Source organism: Vibrio aphrogenes, from assembly GCF_002157735.2.
GTDB lineage: Bacteria > Pseudomonadota > Gammaproteobacteria > Enterobacterales > Vibrionaceae > Vibrio > Vibrio aphrogenes.
Genome location: NZ_AP018689.1, coordinates 2,307,593 through 2,320,223, shown reverse-complemented (window position 1 = coordinate 2,320,223; position 12,631 = coordinate 2,307,593). Strand labels below are relative to the sequence as shown.

The window sequence follows — 12,631 nt, the reverse complement described above, 5'->3', positions numbered from 1 at the left end:
TCGAGTGAGCAGGAGCATGGTGTGAAAAAGTGGTTGAGCAAAGTCTCACTAATCGTAATGACCAGTTTTGTGTCGATTCCAGCGTCAGCGGAAGATTTTAGTGCCAGTTTTAAAGGTACCGACATTCAAGAGTTCATTAATATTGTTGGGCGTAATTTAAATAAGACGATCATTGTTGACCCGACGATTCGTGGCAAAATTGATGTGCGCAGTTACGACGTGCTCAATCAAGAGCAATATTATAAATTCTTTTTAAATGTCCTTGAAGTTTACGGTTATGCGGTCGTGGAAATGGACGATGGCATTTTAAAGGTCATTAAAGATAAAGACGCCAAAACTGCGGCAGTGCCTGTGGTTGGTAATGATTCTAAGATTACAGGCGATCAAGTGATCACCCGCGTCGTGCCGGTAAAAAATGTTTCAGTACGCGAGTTGTCACCTATTTTGCGTCAGCTTAATGACAATGCTGGTGCGGGTAACGTGGTTCATTATGACCCTTCTAATATCATCTTGCTGACCGGCCGTGCGTCCGTGGTTAATCGCTTAGCGGAAATCATTAAACGTGTCGATCAAGCGGGCGATAAAGAGGTGGAAGTCGTTGAGCTGAAAAATGCTTCTGCCACCGAAATGGTGCGAATTGTCGATGCGCTAAATAAAAGCGCCGATGCCAAAAATACTCCTGAATTATTGCAGCCTAAATTGGTGGCCGATGAACGCACCAATTCTATCTTAATTTCTGGTGACCCTAAAGTCCGTCAACGCTTGAAAAAACTGATTAGCCAACTTGATGTGGAAATGGCCACCAAAGGTAATAACCGAGTGGTGTATTTACGCTATGCCAAAGCGGAAGACTTGGTGGATGTGCTAAAAGGAGTGTCAGATAATCTGCAAGCGGAAAAAGATTCAAAATCAGCCACTATTAGCACCAGCACTAACAAGGTGATGATCACAGCAGACAAAGGCACTAACTCCCTAGTGTTAACCGCTCCGCCTGACATTATGCAAGCGTTGGAAGATGTGATTAACCAATTGGACATTCGTCGTGCTCAAGTGCTTATTGAAGCGCTTATCGTTGAAGTTTCTGAAGCCGACGGGATTGAGTTAGGCGCGCAATATGCCAACCTAGAAACCGGCTCTATGGTGCAATATTCCAATGCCAATGCGCAAATTGGTCAAGTTGCAATTGGTATTGAAGAAGCCAAAGACACCACTTCAACCACCGCAGTCTATGATGATGACGGGAACTTCTTGCGTAACGAAACCACTACTGAATCTGGTGATTATTCGACCTTAGCTTCAGCATTAAGCGGGGTTAATGGCGCGGCGCTGAGCATTGTCAAAGGAGACTGGGCGGCGTTAATCAGTGCGGTTGCCACCAATACCAGCTCCAATATTCTTTCTTCACCGAGTATCACGGTGCTTGATAACACCGAAGCTTCATTCATTGTAGGTGAAGAAGTGCCAGTAGTGACCGGGTCGACGGCAAGTTCTGATAATTCAAACCCATTCCAAACGGTTGACCGTAAAGAAGTGGGTATCAAGCTGAAAGTCACACCTCAAATTAATGAGGGTGACTCAATTCAAATGAATATTGATCAGGAAGTGTCGAACGTCTTAGGGGCGAATGGTGCGGTTGATGTTCGTTTTGCTAAGCGTCAAATTACTACGTCGGTCATGGTACAAGATGGTCAAATGATCGTGCTTGGCGGCTTGATGGATGACCGCGCTCAAGAAAGTATTTCTAAGATTCCTTGGTTGGGAGATATCCCGTATTTAGGCACCTTATTCTCTTATACTTCAACCAGTAAAGAGAAAAAGAATCTGATGGTCTTTATTAAACCAACCATTATTCGTGATGGGATGGCGATCGATGGTCTGTCTCGCCGTAAATATAACTATATTCGTGCAGAGCAATTATACCGCGCGCAAAAAGGCTTAAAATTGATGCCAAATACTGAAACACCGGTATTACCAAAATTTGGCAATGAGGCACGTCAACCTGCCGAAATTCAAGCCTTTTTAGATCAGATCAGCCAACATGAAACACAAGGTGATCAAGAATGATGTCGCCGCTCGAACCATCATCACATCACGCCTATCAGGATGTGGAGGCGCGGACGATATTTCGTTTACCCTTTGCTTATGCCAAGCGTCATCAAGTGGTGTTGGAGCAGCAGGACGCTCAGTTAATACTGTATTTTGTGGGCACATTGACGCCACAAGTATTACTCGAAATTCGCCGAGCCTGTGGGCAAGCTTTTAAGCCGCAACCGTTAACCGCGAGTGAGTTTGAAAATAAACTCACTCAAGCCTATCAGCGTGATTCTTCTGAGGCGCGTCAGTTAATGGAAGACATTGGCGCGGATGACGATTTCTTTTCGTTGGCAGAAGAATTACCGGAAAATGAAGACTTGCTTGAATCGGAAGATGATGCGCCGATCATTAAATTGATTAACGCTATGTTAGGTGAAGCGATTAAAGAAGGTGCCTCGGATATTCATATCGAAACCTTCGAGAAAGTGTTGTCGATTCGCTTCCGCGTTGATGGGGTGTTACGAGAGGTGTTATCGCCAAGTCGTAAATTGGCTCCGATCCTAGTATCTAGGGTTAAGGTAATGGCCAAACTCGATATTGCTGAAAAACGCGTGCCACAAGATGGACGTATTTCCTTGCGCATCGGCGGACGTGCGGTGGATGTGCGGGTTTCGACGATGCCTTCTTCTCATGGCGAACGAGTGGTTATGCGTTTGTTGGATAAAAATGCCACCCGTTTGGATCTACACAGTTTAGGCATGACCAACAAAAACCACGAAGCATTCCGTCATTTGATTGCCCGTCCACACGGCATCATCTTGGTTACTGGCCCAACTGGTTCGGGTAAATCCACGACCTTATATGCTGGGCTGCAAGAGCTTAATAGCAGTGAGCGCAATATTCTGACGGTTGAAGATCCGATTGAATTTGATATTGATGGTATCGGCCAAACTCAAGTCAATCCTAAAGTCGACATGACCTTTGCTCGAGGTTTACGCGCCATTTTACGTCAAGACCCAGACGTGGTGATGGTTGGGGAGATCCGTGACTTAGAAACTGCGCAGATTGCAGTGCAAGCCTCGTTAACCGGTCACTTAGTGATGTCAACGTTACACACCAATACCGCGATTGGTGCGATCACCCGTTTGCGTGATATGGGTATCGAGCCATTTTTAATTTCTTCTTCTTTATTAGGAGTTTTGGCTCAGCGATTAGTCCGAACTCTTTGTCCGAGCTGTAAGCAACCTTATCAAGCGGATAAGCAACAAAAGAAACTGTTTGGTTTAAAGAAAAGTGATGAATTAGAACTCTTTAAGCCCCAAGGTTGTGAGCATTGTAATTATAAAGGCTATCGTGGTCGAACCGGTATTCATGAGTTATTGATGATTGATGATGAAACTCAAGCATTGATCCATTCAGAAGCGGGAGAGCAAGCCATTGAACACGCGATTCGCTCGAAAACGCCGAGTATCCGTGATGATGGTTTAGCAAAAGTACGCCAAGGCATTACGACGTTAGAAGAAGTGCTGCGTGTGACCAAGGAAGGGTAAAGCATGGCCGCATTTGAATATAAAGCGCTGGACGTAAAAGGAAAGCTGAAAAAAGGGGTTTTGGAAGGCGATAATGCTCGCCAAGTTCGCCAACGCTTAAAAGAAAAAGGGTTAATGCCCACAGAGGTGATTGAAACCAAAGCGAGATCCCAGCGCAATCGTCGCTCTGGCTTGAGCTTTCAGCGTGGGATCAGCACCAATGAATTGGCCTTAGTGACTCGCCAGTTGTCCACCTTAGTGCAAGCGGGAATGCCTTTAGAGGAGTGTATTCGCGCGGTTGCTGACCAAACGGAAAAACCACATATTCGCAATATGTTGGTGAGTATTCGCTCACGAGTGGTGGAAGGCTATACCTTATCGGACAGTATGGCGGAATACCCAGCCATTTTTGATGATTTGTTTTGTGCCATGGTAGCTGCCGGGGAGAAATCAGGGCATTTAGATGCAATTTTGGATCGCTTGGCTGATTATGCTGAAAATCGTCAAAAGATGCGCTCTAAACTGCAACAAGCCATGATTTACCCCATGATGCTGACCATTATTGCCATTAGTGTGGTGGCTTTCTTGCTGGCTGCGGTAGTTCCTAAAATTGTCGATCAATTTGTTCAAATGGGCCAAGGGCTGCCGATGTCGACCCAGTTCCTATTGCTGGCGAGTAATTTTGTGCAGCATTGGGGATTACTGGTGTTGGCTTTACTGGTCATCACGGTGATCTTGCTTAAATTGGCTTTGAAAAAACCTGATTTTAGAATGAAGTGGGACCGACGGATTTTATCCTTACCCGTTATAGGCAAAGTCGCCAAAGGGCTGAATACCTCGCGCTTTGCTCGTACTTTAGCCATCTGTTCCTCCAGCGCCATTCCGTTATTAGATGGGATGAGAGTGGCAGCCGATGTCATGAGCAATCAGTATTTTAAAGCCCAAATTTTAGAAGCGGCCGATAAAGTACGTGAAGGGACCAGCTTACGTAAGTCTTTAGAATATACCAAGCTATTCCCCCCTATGATGTTACACATGATCGCCAGTGGGGAACAAAGTGGTGAACTCGAGCCGATGCTGATTCGTGCGGCGGATAACCAAGACCGAGATTTTGAGTCGCTCGTGAATATGGCATTAGGTATTTTTGAGCCATTATTGATTGTGTTTATGGCTGGTATTGTCTTGTTTATCGTTACCGCCACCTTAATGCCAATCTTGGAGTTGAATAATTTGGTAACGCAGTAGAAGAGAGGTTCCTGGTACCTAGTCCCTAGTTTCTAGGTAGAGCATTGAATCGAGACTCTACGACATTACTCTCGATAGTCGAAAAGATTATGAGGTGTTGCCAGTCTGGTGTACAAGAAATAACGATCACGGTCCGCTTTTTCTAGGGACTAGGAACTCGAAACTAGGAACTCTTATTTGCATCACGAGAGACGCAATACGAATTACGAAAATCAAAATTTGAGAAACGAACTCATCTATGTAGGAGTCACAATGACTAGAAAATTGAATTTATCAACAAATAAACAACGCGGCTTCACCTTGCTTGAAGTGATGGTCGTGGTGGTGATCTTAGGTATTTTAGCCAGCTTTGTTGTTCCTAACCTATTGGGTAACAAAGAAAAAGCCGATCAGCAAAAAGCGGTAACTGACATTGTGGCATTAGAAAATGCTTTAGACATGTATAAGTTAGATAACAGTGTTTACCCAACGACCGATCAAGGGTTAGAAGCGTTAGTGTCTAAGCCAAGCGGTAGCCCTGAACCACGTAATTATCGTGATGGCGGCTATATTAAGCGTTTGCCGAAAGACCCTTGGGGTGGCGATTATCAATATTTGAGCCCTGGCGATCACAGCACAGTGGATGTGTTTACTCTTGGCTCCGATGGTCAAGAAGGCGGTGATGATGGCGCACAACGCGATATTGGTAACTGGAATATTCAAGATTTTCAGTAAGAGCAGGGTTTTTAGTTGCTAGGAGATGAGGTGCTAGGCTCTGGTTCCAAAAGAGGGGCCCTAGTTCCTGGCTCCTAGTCCCTAGGTGGCTGACGCTGAATATTTTTCGTAATAAATAGATGTTTGCACTTGCTTTAATATGGTTGTCACAGAAAGCTGTTCTTCAGGAACCAGGAACCAGGAACCAGGAACCAGGAACCAGGAACCAGGAACCAGGAACCAGGAACCAGGAACCAGGAACCAGGAACCAGGAACCAGGAACCAGGAACCAGGAACCAGGAACCAGAAACCGACTTTGCTCTTATTCGCGTCACGAAGCGGAGCGCTCTCGCAACCCGTAACAAAACCTAAGGAACACAATGCAGCGTCAGCGTGGTTTTACTTTATTAGAAGTGCTTTTAGTGGTGGTGTTAATGTCACTGAGCGCCTTAGTGGTGGTGCAAACCTTGCCGCAAAATAAAGAGGATCAAGCGAAAGAGCAATCTCAGCGTTTTTTTCAACGCTTGCAACTGCTCAGTGATGAAGCCATGTTAAGTGGTCAAGATTATGGGTTGTTTATCGACACTCAAAAATCTCATTATCATTACATGACGCTCACTCAAAAAGGCTGGGAGATTATTCAAGAGAGCCGATATTTTGTGGCAACTGATTTGCCCGACGAGGTGAGCTTAAATGTCGAGTTAGGCAGTGAAGCTTGGAATCATAAAGACTCCTTATTTAAACAAGAAAGCTTTTATGCCGACCTTTTTGAGGATGACGAAGACAAAGCGCAGCCACCGCAAGTCTATGTATTGTCTAGTGGAGAGATCACGCCTTTTACTTTGGGGTTTATGTCGACTTCGAATCAAAACATCACTCAAAGCTGGCGAGTTCAAGTTACCGAAACGGGTGAGGTGCATATATTGGCACCAGGAGAGGTGATGGATGAAACGCCTTAACCGTCAGCGTGGCATGACACTACTTGAGGTGCTGATTGCCTTAGCGATTTTTGCGACTGCGGCGATCAGTGTGATTCGTGCCGTGACGCAACACATCAATACCTTGACCTATTTAGAAGAAAAAACCTTTGCCAGCATGGTAGTGGATAATCAACTGGCAATGGTGCATTTATCATCCTCGTTTACGGCCACGAAAAAAGGTGTAGAAGAATTTGCCGGACAAAAGTGGTATTGGACGGCGACACCGGTGAAAACGGGAGTGAGTCTGATTCAAGCGGTGGATGTCAGTGTCTCGCTCAATGAAGATCGCAAAAATAACCTGATGACGGTGAGAACCTATGTTAGACCATAAGGTGCGATTCACCGTAAATCAAAGCCGTAACAAGCGCCGCACTGGCTTTACCTTGATTGAAGTGTTGGTGGCGATCATGGTTTTTGCCAGCCTGAGCATTGCGGCTTACCAAGTAGTGAATCAGGTGCAGCGCAGTAATCAACAATCGGCCGAAAAAACTCAGCGTTTACAGCAACTCCAGCGGGCCATGATTGTATTAGAAAATGATTTTCGCCAAATGGCTGGACGAACCTTTAAAGGGGATGCAGACGCGAGTCACTCACGCTTTTTGTATGTGGCTGAATACTTATTAGATTCCGATACTGATGGGATCGTATTTACTCGCCTTGGATGGCAGAACCCCCAACAGGCTTTTCCTCGAGGAGAAGTGTTGAAAGTGGGCTATCGACTAGTGAGTAATCAATTACAGCGAGTATGGTGGCGTTACCCAGATACGCCAACCGGGCAAGTGCCGTTACAGAAAACCCTGCTCGATAAGGTCGATAAGATGTCGTTTCGTTTTTATGATGACGGCCAATGGCAAGCCTCGTGGGAACAAGATAAGCGCTTACCGGCAGCGGTAGAAATAACGCTGACGTTACAAGATTATGGCGATATCCGGCGAATCTTTTTAATCGCTCAAGATACCTCGTCAGCTAATGTCAGTAGCGAGGATGAAAGTAGCGATGAGGTGACGCAATGAGCCTGCGACCTCAACCTAAGAAACCTTTTAAACGTCAACGAGGCGTAGCGTTGATCTTTGTTTTACTGTTGGTGTCGGTCTTAGTGGCGATGGCGGCGACCATGACCGAAAGAATGTCGACGCAGTTTTATCGCGCCAGTCACTTATTGCATCATCAACAAGCGTATTGGTACAGCATGGGGGTTGAAGCATTGGCTCAAGCGGCGATTGAAGAAACCTATAAAGATAACCCAGACACCATCAACTTAAGTCAAGCTTGGGCGATTGAAGGTAACCAATACCCATTAGAAAATGGTATGGCGTTGGGGAGTATTATTGATAAGCAAGCATGTTTTAATATCAATGCGCTGGCAAGCTTAGCCGAAACCAACAGTGCGCAACGGCCTTATTTATTAAAGGCGCTAGTGTTTATTTTACAAGAGCAAGGTCAGGCGATTGGCTTGGACAGTTATACCGCCGAAATGATTGCTGATTCCATGAAAGAATTTGTTGATAGCAATGATCAAGTGAGCACCCCTAGTGGTGTTGAAAGTGCAACTTATGAAGGCTTGCAGCCAAGCTATGCCGCGCCCGATGATTTGATTATCGATAATAGTGAGCTTAGAGCGGTGTATCAAATGACAGCACCGATGATGGCGATGTTACAACCGATAATGTGTGCCTTGCCAACCACGGACTTGTACATCAATATCAACACACTAAAACCTAATCAAGCGGTACTGTTGGCTGGGTTATTTCAACCGTCATTAAGTGTTAGCGATGCGCAACAATTGATAGAGAATCGCCCGCAAGATGGTTGGGGCAGCATTGATGAGTTTTTAAATGAAGGGTTATTGAATAAAGTGGCGGCTAATATTAAAAGTGACGCCACGGCATTTTTGGCAGTAACCAGTCAATATTTTGAATTAGATACCCAAATTAAAGTGGAAGATTCACGAGTGAGATTACGCAGTTTAATCTACAGTGCAGATAAAAAAACGACGCAAGTGATACGTCGTCGTTTCGGAGGGATCAGTGAACGAGTTTCTGACAATCAAGCTGAGCAGTAACCCAACCGATCCAATACCTTGGTTAGTTTGGTCAAATAGCTTAAATGACATCATCGCCTCAGGCGAATTAGCAGACCGAGATCAGCTCTCGGAGTTGGTTGATTATAGCGTGCAGCGTCAAGTGATCGCTTTATTGCCCAGCAGTGACGTCTTGATCACTCCGATCAAGATCCCAGCTGGAGCAGGCCGTCAACTGTCGGCGATGCTGCCATTTTTAATGGAAGATGAGTTGACGCAAGATATTGAAAAAATGCACTTTAGTGTGATTCAGCGTCAAGGCGATCAAGCGATCGTGGCAACCGTGTTGCATCAATATCTTGCCGATTGGCTGTCATTATTTAAATCTCATGGCATTACGTTGAAGAAGGTATTACCCGATTGTTTAGCGTTGCCATTAAAAGATAATCACATCAGCGCCATGCAGATTGATCAGCAATGGTTATTGCGCAAAAGTGATGTTAAAGGGGCGGCGGTTGATGAAGATTGGCTCGACACCTTTTTAGCATCGGGTTGGTTAGCACCGGATGGTGATGCGCTGCATTTTGACGATCTTTTACAAGACCATCGCCAAGCGGGTGAGCCTGCTCAAGACCATGAAGGGCTAAACCCTGATTCTGAGGCAATAGATGCAGCACGATTAAGTACTCAATCTTTGAATAGCCAAGCCTTGAATAACCAAGCTTGGGATAATCAAGACTTGACCACTCAAGCGACTGACAACGATGACGCGCCCCTTTTGGATGGGAGCACCATTTATTGTTACAGTGACTTGCCAGAACATCATCAGCACTTACCGGGGAAATGGATTGCTGCTCCGCAAGAGATGATGATGAAGGTGCTGTCTCAAGGAGCAATTGCTGCGCAAACCAACTTATTAACTGGGGTATTTAAGGCTCAATCTTCTTGGTGGAAGCATTGGCGTACCTGGCGTAAAGTGGCTGTAGCTGCGAGTGTTTTTTTGGTGTTATTGTTTATTGAACAAACCTTGCAAGTGCAAAAAATGGAAGCGCAAACTCAGGCTTACCGTATGGAAAGTGAACGGGTTTTTCGTTCGGTATTTCCAGATCGGCAACGCATTCCAACCGTGAGTTACCTCAAGCGCATTATGCAAGATGAAGAGCAAGCTTTGGCCGGTGGAGGGGATCAACAAACCTCGGTTTTAGGCTGGGTAGCTCAATTGCCTGCAGCTCTGGAAAGCACCAAAACGGTGTCGATTCAAAGTATTCAGTTTGATGGTAATCGCCAAGAAATTCGCCTTAATGCCCAAAGCCGAGACTTTCAATCTTTTGAGACATTCCGAACTGAACTGGCTAAGTCATTCGATGTCTCTCAAGGTCAGCTCAATAAACACGGTGATGTCGTCCAAGGTAACTACGTGATTAAAGCGAAAGGGGCGGGAAATTAATATGAATGAAAACATCAATGCCGCCTTCAAAACCCTCACTCAACGATGGCACAGCATTTCCAGTCGAGAGCAACGTTTATTGTTAGTGTGTGGCGGATTACTAATCATTGGTTTGTTGTATTGGGGGCTGTTGCAACCTTTGCATGCACGTACCGAGCAAGCCCAGATGCGTCTTAATACTGAAAAACAGTTATTGGCTTGGGTGCATCACTCCGCCGATAAGATTGTGACCTTACGTGCGCAAACAGGTTCGAAAGGGGTACAACGTCATCAACCGATGAATCAGGTGATTTCGTCTACCGCCTCACGTTACCAAGTGGAATTGATCCGCATGCAACCTCGAGATGAGATGTTGCAAGTGTGGGTACAGCCTTTACCGTTTAATACCTTGATTAATTGGTTAGCTCAATTACGTGATCAGTATGGTTTGCATGTGCAGTTTTTAGATATTAATCGTGCTGAGCATTCCGGTACGGTTGAAGTCAACCGCTTGCAATTTAAACGAGGTTAAAAGGAATATGAAAGGATTAAAATGGTACCTCACTGTTTTTATATTAATCTTAGTGGTCAGTTTGGTCGCACATATTCCGGCGAGTTGGGTTTATCAACAGCTTCCGCAGCGTTCGGGGGTTGAAGCGACAGGGATTTCTGGCACGATTTGGCAAGGGCAATTACAGCAACTGAAAGTGAATCGCCAAGATTTTGGAGCGCTCTCTTGGCAGTTTCAACCCAGTAAACTGTTTGCCGCCAAGTTGCAATATCAAGTACGTTTTGGTCAAGGTAGTAGTATGCGTTTAACTGGTAAGGGGCTACTGGGAGTGGGGCTATCCGGTTTTTATGCGCAAGATGTGCTCGCTTCATTACCGATTGAACAGGTACTGCCTTATGTTCCCATGCGAGTGCCGGTAGATTTAAAAGGTCAATTAGAGCTATCGTTGCGTTCATTCCGTTATGCCGCGCCATGGTGTGAACAAGCAACAGGAAGCCTCGCTTGGAGTGGGGCCGAAGTTGACTCACCTGTGGGACAACTGGCGTTAGGGCCAGTGATTGCCGATGTACAATGCCAATCACAACAGATTGATATTCAAGGTAAACAGAATAACCAACAAGTCAGTAGTGAGTTTAGTGCCTCGCTTAATGAGCAAGCCCGTTATCAATCCATGGCTTGGTTTAAACCGGGGGCCAGTTTTCCTGCTACGCTGGGAGAGCACTTGAAATGGCTCGGTGAGCCGAATGCACAAGGTCGCTATCAATTTAGCTTTGCTGGAAAATTGTAATTTAGGAGCCGCGAAATGACCAAGTACAAACATCCTGAAATTTTATCCACTTCGGTAGTCGCGCAGTCACGTTTATTTGCGATTGAATCGTTAGAGCTGCGTTTTTCCAATGGCGAAGAGCGTACCTATGAGCGGATGAAGCCGAGTAACCGTGGCGGGGTCATGATCGTGCCTGTCACAGAACAAGGCGATTTACTGCTGATTCGTGAATATTCTGCCGGTACTGAGCGTTATGAGCTAGGCTTTCCTAAAGGGCTGATTGATCCCGGGGAAGAGCCACAACAGGCGGCTAACCGAGAACTTAAAGAAGAAATTGGCATGGGAGCTGATAAGTTTGTGCTATTAAAGCAAGTGGTATTAGCACCTTCGTATTTCTCAAGTCGTATGTCATTATTTTTAGCCACAGGTTTGTATCCAGAACGGTTACAAGGCGATGAACCAGAAGAGTTAGAAGTGGTACGTTGGCCGCTGCAACAAGCAGAAGAGCTACTGACTCACTTAGACTTTTGTGAAGCACGTAGTATCAGTGCATTAATGTTAGCGCTACGAGAGCTCAATAAGGAAGCATAAATGATGGCGATGCAGAGCGATCTTTCTCATCTTATCCCGCAAGTGATTCATATCGCTCGCCAAGCGGGGCAACGTATTCTCGAAATTTATCACAATAAAGACTATCAAGCCTTTGTGAAAGAAGACGATACTCCGGTGACCACCGCCGATTTAGCGGCACATAAAATTATCATGCAAAGCTTAGCGGAACTGACTCCAGATATCCCTGTTTTGTCGGAAGAAGATGCCAATATTAGTCTCAAAACCCGTTCTCAATGGGAGCGTTATTGGCTGGTGGACCCGCTTGATGGCACTCAAGAGTTTATTGCTCGCAGTGGCGACTTTGCCACAGTGATCGCTTTAATTGAAAATAACCACCCAGTGATGGGCGTGGTTTACGCGCCAGTGTCTGGGGTTACGTATTTTGCTTATCAAGGTAAAGGTGCGTGGAAGATCCCTGAAATGGATGACAGCATTCGCATTCATACCTTAAAGCACGACAGTGAAGAACAAGCGATCGCCATTGCCATCAGTCGCCGTCAGAATATCAATAAAATCACCGAAAAACTGTCTCCTGCGCGCAATTATGAATTGGTGCCTCTAGGCTCTGCGGCCTTAAAAGCTTGCTTAGTAGCAGAGGGCGCGGTGGATTGTTATATCCGTTTAGGGCCGACTGGGGAATGGGATACAGCAGCGACACAATGTATTGTAGAAGAAGCCGGTGGTCGTATTCTCAATACCCAGCTTGAGCCGTTATCGTATAACGAGCGAGATACACTCGAAAACCCAAACTTTATTGTGTTAGGAGATGAAGGGATAGGTTGGGAGAATATACTGAAAGAAGGATTATAGTTCCT

The 12,631-nt window shown here is 45.5% G+C and carries 13 protein-coding genes; all 13 read left to right on the top strand.

Going from position 1 to position 12,631, the window contains the following annotated elements; translation table 11 throughout:
* Nucleotides 1–57 precede the first annotated feature (57 nt).
* The 13 genes from gspD to cysQ all read left to right on the top strand — a co-directional run bounded on the left by gspD (nt 58) and on the right by cysQ (nt 12,626).
* Nucleotides 58–2,064, top strand: coding sequence for a type II secretion system secretin GspD (gene gspD / locus VCA1004_RS10535; RefSeq protein ID WP_086984578.1), 2,007 nt, complete (start codon nt 58–60; stop codon nt 2,062–2,064).
* Complete coding sequence (gspE, locus tag VCA1004_RS10530; protein ID WP_086984577.1) at nt 2,064–3,584, top strand: type II secretion system ATPase GspE; 1,521 nt, start codon at nt 2,064–2,066, stop codon at nt 3,582–3,584. Before gspD ends, gspE begins: the two co-directional genes overlap by 1 nt.
* 3 nt (nt 3,585–3,587) lie before the next feature.
* A complete protein-coding gene (gene gspF / locus VCA1004_RS10525; RefSeq protein ID WP_086981713.1) occupies nt 3,588–4,808 on the top strand; it encodes a type II secretion system inner membrane protein GspF in 1,221 nt (406 codons plus the stop codon).
* A gap of 252 nt (nt 4,809–5,060) precedes the next feature.
* Nucleotides 5,061–5,522 carry a type II secretion system major pseudopilin GspG gene (gene gspG / locus VCA1004_RS10520; protein ID WP_086981712.1) on the top strand — a complete coding sequence of 154 codons (462 nt, stop codon included), beginning with the start codon at nt 5,061–5,063 and terminating at the stop codon, nt 5,520–5,522.
* A gap of 359 nt (nt 5,523–5,881) precedes the next feature.
* On the top strand, nt 5,882–6,460 hold the full coding sequence (gspH, locus tag VCA1004_RS10510; RefSeq protein WP_086981711.1) for a type II secretion system minor pseudopilin GspH: 579 nt from the start codon (nt 5,882–5,884) through the stop codon (nt 6,458–6,460).
* Nucleotides 6,447–6,812 (top strand): type II secretion system minor pseudopilin GspI, encoded by a 366-nt coding sequence (gene gspI / locus VCA1004_RS10505; protein WP_086981710.1) that lies wholly within the window; start codon nt 6,447–6,449, stop codon nt 6,810–6,812. Before gspH ends, gspI begins: the two co-directional genes overlap by 14 nt.
* Nucleotides 6,799–7,494: a type II secretion system minor pseudopilin GspJ gene (gspJ, locus tag VCA1004_RS10500; RefSeq protein WP_086981709.1), complete on the top strand. Its 696-nt coding sequence runs from the start codon at nt 6,799–6,801 to the stop codon at nt 7,492–7,494. The genes gspI and gspJ overlap by 14 nt, the downstream gene beginning before the upstream one ends.
* Nucleotides 7,491–8,543, top strand: coding sequence for a type II secretion system minor pseudopilin GspK (gene gspK, locus VCA1004_RS10495; RefSeq protein ID WP_086981708.1), 1,053 nt, complete (start codon nt 7,491–7,493; stop codon nt 8,541–8,543). The genes gspJ and gspK overlap by 4 nt, the downstream gene beginning before the upstream one ends.
* Entirely contained in the window at nt 8,509–9,948 is a 1,440-nt protein-coding gene (gene gspL / locus VCA1004_RS10490) for a type II secretion system protein GspL (protein WP_086981707.1), read from the top strand. Before gspK ends, gspL begins: the two co-directional genes overlap by 35 nt.
* A 1-nt stretch (nt 9,949) precedes the next feature.
* Entirely contained in the window at nt 9,950–10,459 is a 510-nt protein-coding gene (locus VCA1004_RS10485) for a type II secretion system protein M (RefSeq protein ID WP_086981706.1), read from the top strand.
* A 7-nt stretch (nt 10,460–10,466) separates the two neighbouring features.
* Nucleotides 10,467–11,225, top strand: a complete 759-nt coding sequence (locus VCA1004_RS10480) for a type II secretion system protein N (protein ID WP_164520855.1) — start codon at nt 10,467–10,469, stop codon at nt 11,223–11,225.
* Nucleotides 11,226–11,240: 15 nt separating this feature from the next.
* The gene (gene nudE, locus VCA1004_RS10475) at nt 11,241–11,795 is read left to right on the top strand and encodes an ADP compounds hydrolase NudE (RefSeq protein ID WP_086981705.1); all 555 of its coding nucleotides are present in this window, start codon (nt 11,241–11,243) and stop codon (nt 11,793–11,795) included.
* 3 nt (nt 11,796–11,798) lie between these two features.
* On the top strand, nt 11,799–12,626 hold the full coding sequence (gene cysQ / locus VCA1004_RS10470; protein ID WP_086984575.1) for a 3'(2'),5'-bisphosphate nucleotidase CysQ: 828 nt from the start codon (nt 11,799–11,801) through the stop codon (nt 12,624–12,626).
* Nucleotides 12,627–12,631: the final 5 nt, after the last annotated feature.

Bases quoted from the DNA above. Each gene is read 5' to 3' on its own strand.
- gspD (WP_086984578.1), top strand. From the start codon at position 58: ATGACCAGTTTTGTGTCGATTCCAGCGTCAGCGGAAGATTTTAGTGCC.
- gspE (WP_086984577.1), top strand. From the start codon at position 2,064: ATGTCGCCGCTCGAACCATCATCACATCACGCCTATCAGGATGTGGAG.
- gspF (WP_086981713.1), top strand. From the start codon at position 3,588: ATGGCCGCATTTGAATATAAAGCGCTGGACGTAAAAGGAAAGCTGAAA.
- gspG (WP_086981712.1), top strand. From the start codon at position 5,061: ATGACTAGAAAATTGAATTTATCAACAAATAAACAACGCGGCTTCACC.
- gspH (WP_086981711.1), top strand. From the start codon at position 5,882: ATGCAGCGTCAGCGTGGTTTTACTTTATTAGAAGTGCTTTTAGTGGTG.
- gspI (WP_086981710.1), top strand. From the start codon at position 6,447: ATGAAACGCCTTAACCGTCAGCGTGGCATGACACTACTTGAGGTGCTG.
- gspJ (WP_086981709.1), top strand. From the start codon at position 6,799: ATGTTAGACCATAAGGTGCGATTCACCGTAAATCAAAGCCGTAACAAG.
- gspK (WP_086981708.1), top strand. From the start codon at position 7,491: ATGAGCCTGCGACCTCAACCTAAGAAACCTTTTAAACGTCAACGAGGC.
- VCA1004_RS10485 (WP_086981706.1), top strand. From the start codon at position 9,950: ATGAATGAAAACATCAATGCCGCCTTCAAAACCCTCACTCAACGATGG.
- VCA1004_RS10480 (WP_164520855.1), top strand. From the start codon at position 10,467: ATGAAAGGATTAAAATGGTACCTCACTGTTTTTATATTAATCTTAGTG.
- nudE (WP_086981705.1), top strand. From the start codon at position 11,241: ATGACCAAGTACAAACATCCTGAAATTTTATCCACTTCGGTAGTCGCG.
- cysQ (WP_086984575.1), top strand. From the start codon at position 11,799: ATGGCGATGCAGAGCGATCTTTCTCATCTTATCCCGCAAGTGATTCAT.